The sequence below is a fragment of the Pseudomonas nitroreducens genome (genome assembly GCF_024170165.1).
GTDB classification, from domain to species: Bacteria; Pseudomonadota; Gammaproteobacteria; order Pseudomonadales; family Pseudomonadaceae; genus Pseudomonas; species Pseudomonas nitroreducens_C.
Window position 1 is genome coordinate 440,762 of record NZ_JALJXP010000003.1, and the last position, 17,130, is coordinate 457,891.

Sequence of the window (17,130 nt, forward strand, 5' to 3'; positions counted from 1 at the left end):
GTCCTGGCAGTGAGTACGGCATGTCTTGGTTCGTCCAGGGGCGCGACGCGGAAGGTCGCAGCGGCATTGCCTTGCCCTCACCCAGGCGAACGACTTCTTGTTCTGGTCCGTCCACGCGCGAGCGCACGTAAACTTAAAATCCAATCTGGACTAAAAAGTACACAACGTCAATCGTCCTTGCCGCGGCCGCGACGGTAGGGCGCATAACGCCCCAAGCGTTATCCGCCGCGCTTGACCATCGGTGCCGGGACGGCGGATAAGGCGTTCCGCTTTATTCGCCCTATGGGTGCGCGCAGGGGCACTGCGGCAGGGCGGCGCACTCTCCTTTGCCGCCGGGCCGCTACTCCTTCGGAGGGATGTGGCGCAGCGCACTGCCGCCTTAGTCTGGAAGCGTTCCGAAGCGATCCGAGGAGGATTCGAAACGATTCTTTCGCATGATTTACCGTAGCTTCCACGGTTATACCTTTGGCAGATGCCCAAAGCCCCCGCGATACGCTCATGTCGCAGGGGCTTTTTTATGCCCGAGTATTTTTGTGCCCAGGAGCCCGCGACCGACCTGTAGGAGCGCGCCATGCGCGCGATCGCGGGCATGGCCCGCTCCTGCAAGTGGGCGCTCGGAGTCGTTTATTCGCTCCGGGGGATGTTTAGGAACGCAAGGCAAGCGTCGGGCAGAAGGCCCGCCGAGGGAGGTTTGTATCAGCCGCCGCTGAGGTTCATGAAGCGCAGCACCTGCACGTCGCCGACGGTGAATTCGTGGCGCGCCGGCTTGCGCTGCAGTGCACCGCGCAGGGCTTCGAGGATCGGCTCGTCGTGCAGCGGATGGCGGCGCAGCAGGCCGCGCAGGTCCAGGGAGTTCTCGTGGCCCAGGCACAGCAGCAGGCGGCCTTCGGCGGTCAGGCGCAGGCGGTTGCAGGTGGAGCAGAAGTTGTGCGAGTGCGGCGAGATGAAGCCGATCCGCGTACCCGGATGCTGCGTCAGGCGTACGTAGCGCGCGGGGCCGCCGCTGTGTTCGGCGCTATCGAGCAGCTCATGGCGCTCGGCGATCAGCGCGCGGACTTCGTCGCTGGAGCAGAAGCTCTCCTCACGTTCGCGGCCGACCTGGCCCAGCGGCATCTCTTCGATGAAGCTGATGTCCAGCCGGTGGGCGATGGCGTAATCCACCAGCGCCGGCACTTCATCGGCGTTGCGCCCCTTCATCACCACACAGTTCAGCTTGATCTGCTCGAAGCCGGCCTGCTGGGCAGCGTCGATACCCCGCAGCACCTGCTCCAGGCGCCCGGTGCGGGTGATGGCGGCGAAGCGCTGCGCATCCAGGGTGTCGAGGCTGATGTTCAGGCGGGTCAGGCCGGCGGCGTGAAGGTCACCGGCCAGCTTGCCGAGCTGCGAGCCGTTGCTGGTCATGCACAGCTCGCGCAGGCCGGGCAACGCGGCGAGGCGTTCACAAAGGTGGACGATGCCGGGGCGCACCAGCGGCTCACCGCCAGTGAGACGCAGCTTCTTCACGCCGCGCTCGACGAAGAGGCGCGCTACCCGCTCGATCTCTTCCAGGGTCAGCACCTGCTGGCGCGGCAGGAAGCGCATGTTCTCCGACATGCAGTAGACGCAGCGGAAGTCGCAGCGGTCGGTTACGGACAGGCGCAGGTAGTCGATCTTGCGACCCTGGCCGTCGATCCATTCGGACATGGTGTTTCACTCCGGCCGGCCTTCACTATCCACGGTGAAGGCCGAAATTCATGGCCGTTTCCGAAGCCCCTCTCTCCGCTGGGGAAGGAATTGGGAGAGAGGGGCCCGGAACCGGTTCACTGCACCAGCGGCGACTCCGCTCCGTCGAAGACGAAGCCGTCAATCTGCGCCTCGCCGGCCAGCACGCTGATGTACTGGCTGACCGCACGCTGCAGCACCTGGGCACGCAGGTAGGCGGCGATGCGCGGGCGCGCCTCGGTGAAGTCCAGCGGCTCGCCACCCTCGCGCGCGATCAGCTCGACCACATGCAGGCCGTAGCGACTTTCCAGCGGATGGCCGAGCAGGCCGGGTTGCTGTTGCAGCAGGCGTTTCTCGAACTCGGGAACGGTCTGCCCCGGTTCGATCCAGCCCAGTTCGCCGCCGTCGTCCTTCGACGGGCAGTCGGAGAAGCGCATCGCCTTCTCGGCGAAACGCTCGGGGTGTTCACGCAGTTCGGCCAGCAGCTCCTCGGCCTGTTCGCGGGCCTTGGCACGGCCTTCCAGGTCGTCCGGCGCGCAGCCCAGCAGCACGTGCCGCAGGCTCATGCGCCAGGGTGCGGTGAGGCGGGTGGGGTTGGCTTCGAACCATTGGCGGCAGCTGGCTTCGTCCGCTTCTGGCACGCCGACTTCGCGGTCGATCAGGGCGCGAATGCGCGCTTCTTCCGGCGCTTCGCCCTCTTCTGCATCGGCCGCAAGGCCCAGCGCGTCGGCGCGCTGCACCAGCAACTGGCGTACGACCAGCGCGCGACAGGCAGAGTACAGGGCTTCGGCGTGGCTGGCGGCCGGGTGGTATTGCAGCTCGCGGGCCAGTTCGTCCTCGGCGATGGCAACGCCGTTGACTTCGATTTTCGGCAGGTCGACATGTTCGACCTTGGCTTCGTAGTGGGAGCAACTCATTTCGCTTACCTCCGGTAACCCTCTCCCCTTTCCTCTCCCTGAAGGGAGAGGGGGAAGAGCTTCAGGTGGGGCGGACGACGCGCCAGCGTCGTCCGCCGCTTCTTCACGCTGCGCGACGCTTGGTACGGACCACCTGGTAGCGGCGGCCGAAGTACCACACCGGGGCGCTGACGATGTGCACCAGACGGGTGAAGGGGAACAGCACGAAGAGGGTCAGGCCGAGGGTCACGTGCAGCTTGTAGACCAGCGATACCGGCGCGATGGCCTCGGCGGCGGCGAGCGGCTGGAAGGTGACGATGGACTGTGCCCAGTTGGCCAGCATGACCATCACCGAACCATCCAGGTGATGGGTGGAGGCAACGATGGTGGACAGGCCGAGGATCAGCTGGACGTAGAGCACCAGCAGGATCATCAGGTCCGAGGCGTTGCCGGTGGCGCGCACGCGCTCATTGGTCAGGCGGCGCAGGATCAGGCCGGTCAGGCCGATGAAGCAGAGGATGCCGAAGAAGCCCCCGGAGACCATCGCCAGCAGTTGCTTCTGCTCGGTGCTGATCAGGTGCTCGTAGACCGAGTGCGGGGTCAGCAGACCAACGAAGTGACCGGCGAGGATGAACAGCACACCGACGTGGAACAGGTTGCTGTAGACCCGCATGCCCTTCTTGCTCAGCATCTGGCTGGAGCCGGCTTTCCAGGTGTATTGCGAGAGGTCGAAGCGCGCCCAGCTGCCGATCAGGCAGATGGCCAGCGCGACGTAGGGATAGATCCCGAACGCTAGAAGATCGAGGGACATGTTCAGACTCCTTCTCTGGCCGCCCGGTACTGCATCTGCGGCACCGGCTGGGCGACCCACTGCATGGGTTGTTCGGCGGCGGAGGAAATCCGCCGGGCACTGGTGGACGGGCAACCGACGGCGGGCTCGGTAAAGCTCACCGGGGTTTCCTCCCAGGCCTTGTCGATGGCTTCCAGGCTGTCGTCGCGCACTTCCTGCTCGCGGTCGCGCTTGAGCGCGCCGAGGTCAGGCTGCTCGCCGGACAGCTCCAGCAGGCTGTTGAAGATCGCCGCATAGGCGCTGCCGCGTTCTTCCAGGCGCAAGGCGATCAGCGCGAGGATGTGGGCGACTTCGGCCAGGCCCGCACGGGCCGACTCGGCGTCCTGCAGGGCAAGGAACTCCAGGTACAGCGGCAGGTAGTCCGGCAGCTCGTTGACGTCGATCACCAGGCCCGCCTGGGTGTAGCGATCCATCAGGTCGACCATCGCCTGGCCACGGTCACGGCTTTCGCCGTGCACGTGTTCGAACAGCAGCAGCGAGACCGAGCGACCGCGCTCGAACAGGCCGTCGTAACGGGCCTGGACGTCGAGGATGTCGCCCTTGCACAGCTCGTTGAGCAGCGCGGCGAGGCCATCGCGCTGTTTTTCCGAGAGGTCGCAGGTGCGGATCAGGGCATGCAGCGCCAGGCTTTCCTCGCGCAGTTCGACGCGCGGGTAGTCGAGCATCAGCGCGCTGAGCTTGAGCAGTTGGCTATGAGTGTCCATGTCGATCACTCCTGTATCTGCACGGTCTGGATGACGTTGCGCTTGTCCACGGCCTTGCCGCCGAACAGGTTCACGCCGGAGTTGCTGGAGCAACCGTTGCCGAAGCTGAAGCCGCAACCCGAACGCTCGGCGAAGGCATCCGACAGCGCCTCTTCACGGTGCGCAGTGGGGATGACGAAGCGGTCTTCGTAGTTGGCGATCGCCAGGTAGCGGTACATCTCTTCCACCTGGTTCACGGTCAGGCCGACCTTCTTCAGCACTTCCAGGTCCTGCTTGCCTTCCACGTGCTCGGAGCGTTTGTAGGCGCGCATGGCCAGCAGGCGCTTGAGGGCCAGCAGCACCGGCGCGGTATCGCCAGCGGTCAGCAGGTTGGCCAGGTACTGCACGGGAATGCGCAGGGACTCGACGTCCGGGATCACCCCGTCGTTGCCGATGTGGCCTTCGGAGGCGGCGTTCTGGATCGGCGACAGCGGCGGCACGTACCACACCATCGGCAGCGTGCGGTATTCCGGGTGCAGCGGCAGGGCCAGCTTCCAGTCCATGGCCAGCTTGTACACCGGCGACTTCTGCGCGGACTCGATGACGCTGTCCGGTACGCCGTCCTTGCGGGCCTGCTCGATCACTTTCGGATCGAACGGGTCCAGGAAGATTTCCAGCTGCTTCTGGTACAGCTCGCGCTCGTTCTCGCAGGTGGCCACTTCGTGGATGCGGTCGGCGTCATACAGCAGCACGCCGAGGTAGCGGATGCGGCCCACGCAGGTTTCCGAGCAGACGGTCGGTTGGCCAGCCTCGATGCGCGGGTAGCAGAAGATGCACTTCTCGGATTTGCCGCTTTTCCAGTTGAAGTAGATCTTCTTGTACGGGCAGCCGCTGATGCACATGCGCCAGCCGCGGCACTTGTCCTGGTCGATGAGGACGATGCCGTCTTCCTCGCGCTTGTAGATCGCACCGCTCGGGCACGAGGCCACGCACGCCGGGTTCAGGCAGTGCTCGCACAGGCGCGGCAGGTACATCATGAAGGTGTTTTCGTACTCACCGTAGATGTCCGCCTGGACCTGGTCGAAGTTCTTGTCCTTGCGGCGCTTGGCGAACTCGGTGCCGAGGATTTCTTCCCAGTTGGGGCCCCACTCGATCTTCTGCATGCGCTGGCCGGAGACCAGCGAGCGCGGACGGGCGACCGGCTGGTGCTGGGCCTTGGGCGCGGTGTGCAGGTGCTGGTAGTCGAAATCGAAGGGCTCGTAGTAGTCATCGATTTCCGGCAGGTCCGGGTTGGCGAAGATGTTCGCCAGCACGCGGAACTTGCCGCCGATGCGCGGAACGATGGAGCCGTCGGCGTTACGCTTCCAGCCGCCCTTCCACTTTTCCTGGTTCTCCCACTCTTTCGGGTAACCGATGCCGGGCTTGGTTTCGACGTTGTTGAACCAGGCGTACTCGACGCCTTCGCGGCTGGTCCAGACGTTCTTGCAGGTGATGGAGCAGGTGTGGCAACCGATGCATTTGTCGAGGTTCAGCACCATGCCGACTTGTGAACGAATTTTCATGGCAGTAATCCTCAAATGTCCTGGGGCAGCGGTTGCGGCAGAGCGTCACCGCCCAGTCCGCCCTGCTCCGGCTCGTCGAGCCAGTCGACCTTGTTCATCTTGCGCACCACGACGAATTCGTCGCGGTTGCAGCCGACCGTGCCGTAGTAGTTGAAGCCCCACGCCTGCTGGGCGTAGCCACCGATCATGTGGGTGGGCTTGAGGACCACGCGGGTCACCGAGTTGTGGTGGCCGCCGCGGGTGCCGGTGGTCTCGCTGCCCGGCAGGTTCACGATGCGTTCCTGGGCGTGGTACATCATCACCATGCCGTCCTTCACCCGCTGGCTGACCACGGCGCGGCAGGTGGCGGCGCCGTTGGCGTTGAAGACCTCGACCCAGTCGTTGTCCTCGATGCCGACGCTTTGCGCATCGTGCTCGCTCATCCAGATGATCGGGCCACCGCGCGACAGGGTGAGCATCAGCAGGTTGTCGCTGTAGGTGGAGTGGATGCCCCACTTCTGGTGCGGGGTGATCCAGTTCAGGGTGATCTCGGCGTGGCCGTTGGGCTTCTTGTTGAACAGCTTGTCGGTGCTGCGGGTGTTGACCGGCGGCCGGTAGCTGACGAAGCCTTCGCCGAAGGCCTGCATCCAGGGGTGATCCTGGTAGAACTGCTGGCGACCGGTGATGGTGCGCCACGGGATCATCTCGTGGACGTTGGTGTAGCCGGCGTTGTAGCTCACGTGTTCATCTTCCAGGCCCGACCAGGTGGGGCTGGAGATGATCTTGCGCGGCTGTGCCTGAACGTCGCGGAAGCGGATTTTCTCTTCTTCCTTGGGCAGCGCCAGGTGAGTGTGGTCGCGGCCGGTGAACTTCGACAGCGCTTCCCAGGCCTTCACGGCGACCTGGCCGTTGGTTTCCGGCGCCAGGGCGAGGATCACCTCGGCGGCGTCGATGGCGCTCTCGATGCGTGGGCGGCCTTCGCTGATGCCGGTTTCGGTGACCTTGTGGTTCAGCTCGCCGAGCAGCTTGATTTCCTTGTCGGTGTTCCAGCCGATGCCCTTGCCGCCGTTGCCGAGCTTGTCCAGCAGCGGGCCGAGGGAGGTGAACTTCTTGTAGGTGTTGGGGTAGTCACGCTCGACCACGTGCAGGGTCGGCATGGTGCGGCCGGGGACCGGTTCGCACTCGCCCTTCTTCCAGTCGCTGCCGCCGAAGGGCTGCGCGAGCTCGTTGGCGGTGTCGTGCAGCAGCGGCACGGTGACCAAGTCCTTCTCCACGCCCAGGTGGCCGATGGAAACCTGCGAGAACTTCCTGGCGATCGCCTTGTAGATCTCCCAGTCGCTCTTGGCTTCCCAGGCCGGGTCGGTGGCGGCCGACAGCGGGTGGATGAAGGGGTGCATGTCGGAGGTGTTGAGGTCGTCCTTCTCGTACCAGGTCGCGGTCGGCAGGACGATGTCCGAGTACATGCAGGTGGAGGACATGCGGAAGTCCAGGGTGGTGACCAGGTCCAGCTTGCCTTCGGCGCCTTCGTCGACCCAGTCGACCTCGCCCGGGCAGGGACCGCCGGCCTTGCCGAGGTCATCGTTCATCACGCCGTTCTTCGCGCCCAGCAGGTACTTGAGCATGTACTCGTGGCCCTTGCCCGAGGAGCCGAGCAGGTTGGAGCGCCAGATGAACATGTTGCGCGGGAAGTTCTGCGGGTCGTCCGGTTGCTCGCTTGCCACGCGCAGGTTGCCGGACTTGAGTTCGCGGACCACGTAGTCCTGCACCGGGATGCCGGCGCGCTCGGCGTCGGCGGCGATGTGCAGCGGGTTGCGGTTGAGCTGCGGAGCGGACGGCAGCCAGCCCATACGCTCGGCGCGGATGTTGTAGTCCAGCGCGTGCTCGGGGAACTGCTTGGTGTCAGCCAGCGGCGAGAGCACCTCGTGCATCGAGATCTTCTCGTGGCGCCACTGCGAGCTGTGCAGGTAGAAGAAGCTGGTGCCGTTCATCTGCCGCGGCGGACGGCTCCAGTCGGTACCGAAGGCCAGCGGGACCCAGCCGGTCTGCGGACGGAGTTTCTCCTGGCCGACGTAGTGCGCCCAGCCGCCACCGCTCTGGCCGATGCAGCCGCACATCATCAGCATGTTGATGACCGCGCGGTAGTTCATGTCCATGTGGTACCAGTGGTTCATCGCCGCGCCGATGATGACCATGGCCTTGCCGTGGGTCTTGTCGGCGCTGTCGGCGAACTCGCGGGCCACCTGGATGGCACGGGCAGCCGGTACGCCGGTGATACGGGCCTGCCAGGCCGGGGTGTAAGGCACGTCGGCGTCGGTGTAGGAGGCCGCGACGTTGCGGCCACCCAGGCCACGGTCGACGCTGTAGTTGGCCATCTGCAGGTCATACACGGTGGCGACGCGCAGGGTCTGGCCGTCGGCGCCGGTCACTTCGCGGAACGGTACGCGGCGAACCAGCACCTCGTCGTTCTCCACGCCCTTGAAGTGCGGGTGTTCCTGCCCGGCGAAGTACGGGAAGCCGACGTCGCAGGTTTTTTCCGGGCCGTCGATCAGGGTCAGCGCGAGGCGGGTTTCACGCTTGGCGCCGCCTTCGGTTTCCTCGATGTTCCACTTGCCCGACTCGCCCCAGCGGTAGCCGATGGCGCCGGTGGGCGAAACCAGTTCGCCGGAGATTTCGTCCAGGCCGATGGTCTTCCACTCGGGGTTGTTGTCCTGCCCGAGGTTGTTCGCCAGGTCCGCCGCGCGCAGGTAGCGGGTCGGCTTGAGCACGCCGTCGGTGTGCGGTTCGAGCAGCACCAGCATCGGCATGTCGGTGTACTGGCGGCAGTAGTCGACGAAGTAGGCGCTGGGCTTCTCGAGGTGGAATTCCTTGAGGATCACATGACCAAAGGCCATGCCCAGTGCGGCGTCGGTGCCCTGCTTGGGGTTGAGCCAGAGGTCGGTGAGCTTGGCCACTTCGGAATAGTCCGGGGTGACAGCCACGGTCTTGGTGCCCTTGTAGCGGACTTCGGTGAAGAAGTGCGCGTCGGGGGTGCGGGTCTGCGGGACGTTGGAGCCCCAGGCGATGATGTAGCTGGAGTTGTACCAGTCGGCCGATTCCGGCACGTCGGTCTGCTCGCCCCAGATCTGCGGGGACGCCGGCGGCAGGTCGCAGTACCAGTCGTAGAAGGACAGGCAAACGCCGCCGATCAGCGACAGGTAACGGGCGCCAGCGGCGTAGCTGACCATCGACATGGCCGGGATCGGCGAGAAGCCGACCACGCGGTCCGGGCCGTAGACCTTGGCGGTATAGACGTTGGCGGCGGCGATGATCTCGGTGACTTCGTCCCAGCTGGAGCGGATGAAGCCGCCCAGGCCGCGCTCGCTCTTGTAGCTTTTCGCCTTGGCCTTGTCTTCGACGATGCTGGCCCAGGCGTCCACCGGGTCGTTGTGGGTGGCACGGGCTTCACGCCAGAGCTTGAGCAACGGCTTGCGCACCTTGGGGTACTTCAGGCGGTTGGCGCTGTACATGTACCAGGAGTAGCTGGCGCCACGGGGGCAGCCGCGCGGCTCGTGGTTGGGCAGGTCCGGGCGGGTACGCGGGTAGTCGGTCTGCTGGGTTTCCCAGGTGATCAGGCCGTTCTTCACGTAGATCTTCCAGGAGCACGAACCGGTGCAGTTCACCCCGTGGGTGGAGCGAACGATCTTGTCGTGCTGCCAGCGCTGCCGGTAGCTGTTTTCCCAGGCACGGCTTTCGTTGGTGACCTCGCCATGACCATCGGCGAATTCACCCTGCTTCTTCTTGAAGAATTGCAGGCGGTCGAGTAGGTAACTCATCTGTATCTCCTCACCCGGTCTACGCCGGGCGTTCAAACGCTAATCAAGCTCGCGGAACGGTTTGGCGGCGGGCGCAGGCGCGCCCGCCACGGCAATCAGCAGGGGCTTTCGGCACCCTTGCGGGCGTACCACCACCAGGTGGCGACGATGCAGCTCAGGTAGTACGCAACGAACACGTAGAGGGCGCCCTCGGCGCTGCCGGTCATGTCCAGCGAAGTACCGAAGGCCTTGGGAATGAAGAAGCCGCCGAAGGCGCCGATGGCGGCGGAGAAGCCGATCACCGCGGCCGACTCCATGCTGGCGTTCCTGGTCGCCTGGGCTTCGTTTACGCCACCTTGCTTCAGGCGTGCGGCCCACTCGTTGCGGAAGATCACCGGGATCATCCGGAAGGTGCTGCCGTTGCCGATGCCGGCGAAGAAGAACAGGCCGATGAAGGAGCCGAGGAAGCCGAAGAAACTGCCGGCGTTGCCGGCGCTGGGCAGGAAGCTGATCACCGCGAACACGCCGGCGATCATCGCCGCGTAGTTCCACAGGGTGATGCGCGCGCCGCCGAACTTGTCTGCCAGCCAGCCGCCCAGCGGCCGGCTGAGGGCGCCCACCAGCGGGCCGAGGAAGGCGTACTGCAGCGGGTTGATGTCGGGGAACTGGGTCTTGCTGAGCATGGCGAAGCCGGCGGAGAAGCCGATGAACGAGCCGAAGGTGGCCACGTACAGCCAGCACATCAGCCAGTTGTGCTTGCGCTTGAAGATCACCGACTGCTCGCGGAACGAGGCTTTGCAATCGGCGATGTCGTTCATGCCGAACCAGGCAGCGATGGACACCACGGTGATGAAGGGCACCCAGATCCAGCCGGCATTCTGCAGGAACAGGCGACCGCCGTCGGACAGCTGCTGCGGCTCGCCACCGAAGGCGCCGAACAGGCCACCGGCCACGGCCAGGGGTACGGCGAACTGCATCACCGAGACGCCGAGGTTACCCAGGCCGGCGTTCAGGCCCAGGGCGGTGCCCTGCTGGTTCTTGGGGTAGAAGAAGCTGATGTTGGACATGCTGGAGGCGAAGTTGCCGCCACCGAAGCCACACAGCAGCGCGATGGTCGCGAACACCCAGTACGGGGTGGTCGGGTCCTGCACGGCGAAGCCCAGCCAGATGCACGGGATCAGCAGCGAGGCGGTCGACAGCGCGGTCCAGCGACGGCCGCCGAACACCGGCACCATGAAGGAGTAGAACACTCGCAGGGTGGCGCCGGAGATCGACGGCAGCGCGGCGAGCATGAACAGCTGGTCGTTGCTGAAGCTGAAGCCGGCGGCGTTCAGGCGCACGGTGACGGTGCTCCAGATCATCCATACGGCGAAGGCCAGGAGCAGCGCAGGGATCGAGATCCACAGGTTGCGTGCGGCGATGCGCTTGCCGCTGCGCGCCCAGAACTCGGAGTCCTCCGGGCGCCAGTCGACCAGCAGCGGTCCGCTGGCGGCTTTGAGTTGGGAATTGATCATGCCCATGACGGCACTACCTCAAGATTGGCTAGATGGAATGGGATTGGCATCGACGTCGGCCAACCGGGCCTGGCCGTCGAGACGTTGCTGCTGTTTGATCGCGTAGTGCATCCAGACCATGCAGACCACGGTCAGGCCGAACAGCAACATGAAGCAGGAGGAGCGCACGCCGATGCGGTCGGCGGCGTAGCCGAACAGGATCGGCAGGCAGAAGCCGCCGAGGCCGCCGATGACCCCGACCATGCCGCCGACGGTGCCCATGTTCTGCGGGTAGTAGTCGTGGATGATCCGGTACACGCTGGCCTTGCCGAAGCCCTGGGCGATGCCCACGACGAACACCAGGAAGGTGAACAGCCAGACGTTCAGGCCGATGCCGAGGCTGACGTCGCCCTGGATGCCGTGGATGGTCATGGTGGTCGGCGGATAGGAGAGGAAGAACAGGCAGACCAGGCAGATCCAGAACACGCCCCAGTTCACCGCACGGGCGCCGTAGTGGTCGCTGAACCAGCCGCCCAGCGCGCGGATCAGGCCCGACGGCAGGGTGAACAGCATGGTGATGAAGGACGCGGTGCGCAGGTCCAGGCCGTACTCGGCGATGTAGTACTTGGGCAGCCACAGGGCCAGGGCGACGAAGCCGCCGAAGACAAAGAAGTAGTAGAGGCCGAAACGCCAGACACGCAGCTCACCCAACGGTGCCAGTTGCTTGGCCAGGGTCGGACGCGGGCGGCTCGGGTCCGCTTCGCCGCCCTTGATGTGGGCCGGGTCGGTCCAGGTGCAGAACCAGAACAGCAGCGCGGTCACCAGCATGGCCACCGAGTAGATCTGCGGAACCATGCGCCAGCCGAAGGCGACCACGATCATCGGCGCCACCAGGTTGGTGATCGCCGCGCCCGCGTTGCCGGCGCCGAAGATACCCATGGCGGTGCCCTGGCGCTCCTTCTCGAACCACGAGGAGGTGTAGGCGATGCCCACGGCAAACGAACCGCCGGCCAGCCCGACGAACAGGCCCAGCACCAGGTAGTGCCAGTAGAGGGTGGCGAAGGCCAGGCCGTAGATCGGGATGGCCACCAGCAGCATGTGGATGAAGAACACGATGCGCCCGCCGAAGCGGTCGGTGATCAGCCCCAGTGGCAGGCGCACCAGCGAGCCGGTGAGAATCGGCAGCGCGACCATCAGACCGAACTGCGCCTCGGACAGGCCCAGCTCTTCCTTGATGCGGATACCGATGATCGAAAACATCGTCCAGACCGCGAAGTTCACGGCGAACGCCAGTGTGCTCATGCCGAGCACGGAGTACTGTTTCTGACGGTGGGATAACATGGCTAAGCTCTCTTCTGACAGCCGTTTCCCGCACGTTAGGTAAGGTTTAGTGAGCCACTCTTGATCGCCATCAATGTGCCGACGGGCATTTCATGAGCAGATGCGCGCCGCTACCCCTTAGTGGGTACCTCCGGAATGAACTCATAAGCTACTGTTTTTAAAGGCATTTTTAATGAAAACGGCACCTCGACCAGAGCCTTCCGGCAGTGACCGACTCTTTGTGGGTAGCCCCCCCGCCGGGCGCACTTCGCTGCGCAAATCCATCGTCGTGCGCTTCGGCTGCTACCTCACCCTGCTGGTCTCCCTGGCCCTGGCCGGGATGTTCAGCGCCCTGCTGTTCGCCGACTATTCGCACCAGGACGCGGCGGTGATCAACCAGGCCGGCTCGCTGCGCATGCTGACCTACCGCCTGGCGCTGGACCCTTCGCCGATCAACCGCCAGGCCCTGCAAGCGACCCTCGCCGCACGCCTGGACAACGACGAGATCACCCGCCTGCTGCGCCGCTCCGATGCCGATGCGCCGATCCGCCTGCAGCACGACAAGCTGCGCGAGCAACTGCGCAAACTGGACCTCTCCGAAGCACCGGCCCTGGCTACCCTGGACACCTTCGTCGGGCACATCGACGGCTTCGTCGGCACCCTGCAGCGCAATGCCGAACAACGCTCGCAGATGCTCAGCACGGTGCAGGGCCTGTGCCTGTTCCTCAGCCTGCTGGTAGTCTTCATCAGCCTCTACGACCTGAGCTACCACGTGGTCGGCCCGCTGCGCGAGCTGACCAGCACCGCCCGCCGCCTGGGCGAAGGCGACCTCGACGCGCGGGTCAGCAGCAGCGGCGAAGACGAGTTAAGCCAGCTCGGCGAGCGCTTCAACCAGATGGCCGGGGAACTGCAGGCCAGCTACCGCGAACTGGAAGCCCGGGTGGAAGACAAGACCCGCGACCTGTCCAACAGCCACCAGCGCCTGGAGCTGCTCTACGACAGCGCCCGCCGCCTCGGCCAGGACCCCTACGACGAACGCTCGCTGCAGCCGCTGCTGAACCAGCTGGAGCGCGTGCTGCAGGCCGGCAAGGTGACCCTGTGCCTGAACAAGGACGGCGTCGAGCGCGCCTATTCCTCGCTGACCACCGACGGCATCACCGGCAGCTTCTGCCTGCAGGGCAACTGCGGCGAGTGCCGCGCCCAGGCCGACAACTGCAACAACCCGATCCGCGGCATCAACCCGCTGCTGATGCAGCCGCTGTCCATCGGCGAGCACCGCTTCGGCGAGCTGTTCATCGAGACCCCCGACGGCCACCTGGAAGACTGGCAGCAGCAGTTCGTCGAGGGCTTCTGCGACAACATCGCACGCACCTTCGCCCTGTCCCTGCAACAGGAGCAGGAGAACCGTCTGGCGCTGTTCGCCGAGCGCAGCACCATCGCCCGCGAACTGCATGACTCGCTGGCGCAGTCGCTGTCCTACCTGAAGATCCAGGTCAGCCGCCTGGCCACCCTGCTCAAGCGCGACGTACCGGCGGAGAAGATCGACGAGACCCTCGACGAGCTGCGCGAAGGCCTCAACAGCGCCTACCGCCAACTGCGCGAACTGCTCACCACCTTCCGCCTGAGCCTGGAGCAATCCAGCCTGGAAGCGGCACTGGTGAAGACCGTGGAAGAGTTCGGCGAACGCGGCGGGCTGACCGTCGAACTGGACAACCGCCTGGCGCACATCCCGCTCAACCCCAACGAGGAAATCCACATCCTGCAGATCGTCCGCGAAGCGCTGTCCAACGTGGTGCGCCATGCCCAGGCGAAACAGGCGAAGGTGAGCCTCTTCGAGGATGCCGAGGACCAGGTGTGCATTACCGTGGATGATGATGGTGTCGGCTTTGACCCAGCGCAGAGCCGCAATGGGCACTATGGGCTTAGCATCATGCGGGAGCGCAGCCAGACCCTCGAAGCCACCTTCGCCATCGCCCCGCGCGAGCCCAAAGGCACCCGCGTCAGCGTGCGCTTCACCCACAAACCCCTGTCGCAGTACCCGGAGACCCACCCATGACGGCCACCCCCACCGATGACCGCGCGCGCATCCTGCTCGTCGACGACCACCCGATGATGCGCAAGGGTGTGGTCCAGCTGCTGGAGTTCGAGGACGACCTGGAAGTGGTGGGCGAAGCCGGCAGCGGCGAGGAAGCGCTGCGCATGGCCGCGGAGCTGGAGCCGGACATGATCCTGCTCGACCTCAACATGAAGGGCATGACCGGCCTCGACACCCTGCGCGCCATGCGCGAGAACGGCGAGGATGCGCGCATCGTGGTGTTCACTGTCTCCGACGATCGCAATGACGTGATCAACGTGCTGCGCGCCGGCGCCGACGGCTACCTGCTCAAGGACATGGAGCCCGAGCGCCTGCTGGAGCACATTCGCCAGGCCGCCACCGGCCAGCTCACCATCAGCCCGCAGCTGACCCAGGTACTGGCCCAGGCCCTGCGTGGCGACGACCGGCCCAAGGGCATCGAGGAACTCACCGACCGCGAACGGCAGATCCTCCGCCAGCTCGCCCACGGCTACAGCAACAAGATGATCGCGCGCAAGCTCGACATCACCGAAGGCACGGTGAAGGTCCATGTGAAACGCGTGCTGCACAAGCTCGGCATGCGCTCGCGCGTGGAGGCGGCGGTTTGGGCGGTGGAGAACCATCTGGTCTAGCCATCCGCGTCGAGCGTGACCCTGCCTGTAGGAGCGAGGGGGACGCCCAGTCCTTGCTCGCGAACCGACTCCGCAGCGAGGCCGTTCGCGAGCAAGCTCGCTCCTACGAAAAGCTGATCCCACACGTAGGGCGCATAACGCCCCAGGCGTTATCCGCCGGTAACCTGCGACGGCGAATAGAGCGTTCCGCCTTATTCGCCCTACCCAACTGGTAGTAGTTCACCGGCCAAATTGATTCAGATCATGTCGCACCAGTACCCGGCGGCAGGACACTGCGGCACTCACCCCGGAGGTCCCCATGCCACCCTCGCCGCACCTGCCCCTCGTCTATTCCTGCTCCGGCTGTTCCAACCTCGCCCAGCTGGCCAACGACCTCGCCCTGCGCCTGGACCGTGACGGCCTGGCGGAGATGTCCTGCATTGCGGGAGTCGGCGGCGACGTACCGGCGCTGGTGAAGAAGGCCTGCTCCGGCCGGCCGATCATCGCGGTGGACGGCTGCCACCTGCATTGCGTGCAGAACTGCCTGGCGCGCCACGGGGTGAAGGCCGAGCACGAAATCACCCTGACCGAATACGGCCTGAAGAAACGCTACGGCGAGGACGCACCGGTGCAGGACTTCGAGATGCTCTACGAGGAACTGCAGTTCCTCGTCCGCGTCCCGGCCTGAGCCTTGGTCGCCCGGACCCGGCTCAATGCCGAAGGACGGCTCCAGCGTAGGATGGCGTGGAGCGAAGCGATACCCATCGATTGGCGCACCAAAGCAGCATGGATATCGCAGAGGGTGAGCGACTCAGGCGTTCTCCTGCACCACCCGGCTGGCACGGCGCATGGCGTTCCACAGCCAGGTCGGCAGGCTGTCCGGATCAAGGCTGTCGATCAGGTTCTTCACCGCCAACCCCAGTTCGGTATCACCCTCGATCACCAGGCGACGACGGAAGAACAGCGTGTCCGGGTCTTCCTGTCGCCCCGCCAGCAGCAGGAAGTCGCGCCAGCTGCCGCGGATGGTCACGCTGGGCGTGCAGGCATCGGCGAAGCGCAGGCCGCTACGGTCGTGGGTGAAGCTCCAGGCCAGACCGAGATCGCTCACTTCCAGGCGTAGCCAATGGCCGTCGAGGACATCGAAAGCGCCGTCCGCCAGCGGCTCGGCGAACAGGCGATTGGCGGCACGCTGCAGCACCGCGCGCTGCAATCCGGCAGGCATGCGCGCAGCCAGCGGCAGGAGGCGGTCGGCGGCGCGCAGGGCACCCGTTTCCAGTGTCAGCACAGGTTCACCTCATCGCTGCGCAGCATGCCCGGTCGGCCATGCCAGTATCCGTTGCAACCCTCCACCGCCAAGGGCGGCGTCGCGCCCTTGCGCACGCGGTCGAAGGCCTGCACCACTTCCAGCATGCCTTCGGCGCGGGGGCTCAGGCGCAGCAGGTCGGCGCCGCTGTCGCGCAGCGAGGCGTAGTCCGCCAGCAGGTTGCTGGACTCGCCGGACATGGTCTGGATGCCATTGAGGGTGAACAGCGGCATGCCTTCCTGGCTGAGCATCGACATGCCCTCCGGATAGTTCATGCAGCAGAACTGGCAGTCGTCCTTGGGCCGGTTCTCCGCGCGCGCGGTGAAGCAGCGCGCCGAGTACGCCAGCGGCAGATGACCGTAGGCGAACACCTCGGTCTCCACATCGCTGATGCCCAGCTCGCGCGCCTGCTCAATCACCGCATGGATCTGCTCGCCGGAGCATTCCACCGGCGGCACCCAGCGACGCAAGCCGGCGGCGTGCAACTCGGCCAGCGTGTGGCCGTTGTAGACGTTGAGCGCCGGGCCGCCGACGAACTCGACGCCCAGGCCGGAGAGAATCTGCACCGCGCCCATGTCGCTGGCCTCGACGCGCAACTCGCCATTGGCGCACAGCCGGCGCAGCGCGGAAAGCTCGGAAGCCGCTTCGATCAGCGCCAGCCCCGAGATGAGGATTTCCGCCCCGCTCTGCTGTTGCAGCTCGCGCCCCAGGCCCAGCCAATTGTCGAGCGACATGGCGCGGCGTTTGGAACAAACGGTTTCGCCGATGTAGATCGCGTCCAGCGGCTGTTCGGCCATCTGCGCATAAAAATCCAGGAGTGTCCGGCGGTCCCAGTAGAACAGCACCGGCCCGAGGCTGAGTTTCATC

13 protein-coding genes are annotated in these 17,130 nt (G+C 65.3%); 3 read left to right on the plus strand and 10 right to left on the minus strand.

Annotation, left to right across the window (positions count from 1 at the left end; translation table 11 throughout):
- Positions 1–696: 696 nt before the first annotated feature.
- From moaA to J2T47_RS09205, 8 genes are all read right to left on the minus strand, one after another.
- Positions 697–1,683 carry a GTP 3',8-cyclase MoaA gene (moaA, locus tag J2T47_RS09170; protein ID WP_253445010.1) on the minus strand — a complete coding sequence of 329 codons (987 nt, stop codon included), beginning with the start codon at positions 1,681–1,683 and terminating at the stop codon, positions 697–699.
- A 116-nt stretch (positions 1,684–1,799) separates the two neighbouring features.
- A complete protein-coding gene (locus tag J2T47_RS09175; RefSeq protein WP_253445012.1) occupies positions 1,800–2,618 on the minus strand; it encodes a peptidylprolyl isomerase in 819 nt (272 codons plus the stop codon).
- Positions 2,619–2,721: 103 nt separating this feature from the next.
- On the minus strand, positions 2,722–3,408 hold the full coding sequence (gene narI / locus J2T47_RS09180; RefSeq protein ID WP_024765823.1) for a respiratory nitrate reductase subunit gamma: 687 nt from the start codon (positions 3,406–3,408) through the stop codon (positions 2,722–2,724).
- Positions 3,409–3,410: 2 nt separating this feature from the next.
- The gene (gene narJ, locus J2T47_RS09185; protein ID WP_253445015.1) at positions 3,411–4,151 is read right to left on the minus strand and encodes a nitrate reductase molybdenum cofactor assembly chaperone; all 741 of its coding nucleotides are present in this window, start codon (positions 4,149–4,151) and stop codon (positions 3,411–3,413) included.
- Between the two features lie 5 nt (positions 4,152–4,156).
- Positions 4,157–5,692: a nitrate reductase subunit beta gene (gene narH / locus J2T47_RS09190; protein ID WP_151188179.1), complete on the minus strand. Its 1,536-nt coding sequence runs from the start codon at positions 5,690–5,692 to the stop codon at positions 4,157–4,159.
- A gap of 11 nt (positions 5,693–5,703) precedes the next feature.
- On the minus strand, positions 5,704–9,483 hold the full coding sequence (locus J2T47_RS09195; protein ID WP_253445017.1) for a nitrate reductase subunit alpha: 3,780 nt from the start codon (positions 9,481–9,483) through the stop codon (positions 5,704–5,706).
- Positions 9,484–9,578: 95 nt separating this feature from the next.
- Entirely contained in the window at positions 9,579–10,982 is a 1,404-nt protein-coding gene (locus J2T47_RS09200) for a NarK family nitrate/nitrite MFS transporter (protein WP_253445020.1), read from the minus strand.
- A gap of 12 nt (positions 10,983–10,994) precedes the next feature.
- Positions 10,995–12,296 carry a nitrate/nitrite transporter gene (locus J2T47_RS09205; RefSeq protein WP_253445023.1) on the minus strand — a complete coding sequence of 434 codons (1,302 nt, stop codon included), beginning with the start codon at positions 12,294–12,296 and terminating at the stop codon, positions 10,995–10,997.
- Positions 12,297–12,468: 172 nt separating this feature from the next.
- On the opposite strand from J2T47_RS09205, the gene J2T47_RS09210 reads away from it, so the two are divergent.
- The 3 genes from J2T47_RS09210 (at position 12,469) to J2T47_RS09220 (ending at position 15,648) form a co-directional block, all read left to right on the plus strand.
- A complete protein-coding gene (locus J2T47_RS09210) occupies positions 12,469–14,331 on the plus strand; it encodes a histidine kinase (protein ID WP_253445026.1) in 1,863 nt (620 codons plus the stop codon).
- On the plus strand, positions 14,328–14,981 hold the full coding sequence (narL, locus tag J2T47_RS09215; protein ID WP_045210700.1) for a two-component system response regulator NarL: 654 nt from the start codon (positions 14,328–14,330) through the stop codon (positions 14,979–14,981). Before J2T47_RS09210 ends, narL begins: the two co-directional genes overlap by 4 nt.
- Positions 14,982–15,279: 298 nt before the next feature.
- Positions 15,280–15,648, plus strand: a complete 369-nt coding sequence (locus J2T47_RS09220; RefSeq protein WP_253445029.1) for a putative zinc-binding protein — start codon at positions 15,280–15,282, stop codon at positions 15,646–15,648.
- Between the two features lie 123 nt (positions 15,649–15,771).
- Here J2T47_RS09220 and ubiT read toward each other — a convergent pair whose 3' ends face one another.
- A complete protein-coding gene (gene ubiT / locus J2T47_RS09225; RefSeq protein ID WP_437180962.1) occupies positions 15,772–16,245 on the minus strand; it encodes a ubiquinone anaerobic biosynthesis accessory factor UbiT in 474 nt (157 codons plus the stop codon).
- Complete coding sequence (locus tag J2T47_RS09230; RefSeq protein ID WP_253445032.1) at positions 16,239–17,129, minus strand: U32 family peptidase; 891 nt, start codon at positions 17,127–17,129, stop codon at positions 16,239–16,241. The genes ubiT and J2T47_RS09230 overlap by 7 nt, the downstream gene beginning before the upstream one ends.
- Position 17,130 lies beyond the last annotated feature (1 nt).

Coding starts and splice junctions, on each gene's coding strand:
- narI (WP_024765823.1), bottom strand. CDS start 3,408: ATGTCCCTCGATCTTCTAGCGTTCGGGATCTATCCCTACGTCGCGCTG.
- J2T47_RS09175 (WP_253445012.1), bottom strand. CDS start 2,618: ATGAGTTGCTCCCACTACGAAGCCAAGGTCGAACATGTCGACCTGCCG.
- J2T47_RS09195 (WP_253445017.1), bottom strand. CDS start 9,483: ATGAGTTACCTACTCGACCGCCTGCAATTCTTCAAGAAGAAGCAGGGT.
- J2T47_RS09205 (WP_253445023.1), bottom strand. CDS start 12,296: ATGTTATCCCACCGTCAGAAACAGTACTCCGTGCTCGGCATGAGCACA.
- J2T47_RS09210 (WP_253445026.1), top strand. CDS start 12,469: ATGAAAACGGCACCTCGACCAGAGCCTTCCGGCAGTGACCGACTCTTT.
- narJ (WP_253445015.1), bottom strand. CDS start 4,151: ATGGACACTCATAGCCAACTGCTCAAGCTCAGCGCGCTGATGCTCGAC.
- J2T47_RS09230 (WP_253445032.1), bottom strand. CDS start 17,129: ATGAAACTCAGCCTCGGGCCGGTGCTGTTCTACTGGGACCGCCGGACA.
- narH (WP_151188179.1), bottom strand. CDS start 5,692: ATGAAAATTCGTTCACAAGTCGGCATGGTGCTGAACCTCGACAAATGC.
- J2T47_RS09200 (WP_253445020.1), bottom strand. CDS start 10,982: ATGGGCATGATCAATTCCCAACTCAAAGCCGCCAGCGGACCGCTGCTG.
- J2T47_RS09220 (WP_253445029.1), top strand. CDS start 15,280: ATGCCACCCTCGCCGCACCTGCCCCTCGTCTATTCCTGCTCCGGCTGT.
- narL (WP_045210700.1), top strand. CDS start 14,328: ATGACGGCCACCCCCACCGATGACCGCGCGCGCATCCTGCTCGTCGAC.
- moaA (WP_253445010.1), bottom strand. CDS start 1,683: ATGTCCGAATGGATCGACGGCCAGGGTCGCAAGATCGACTACCTGCGC.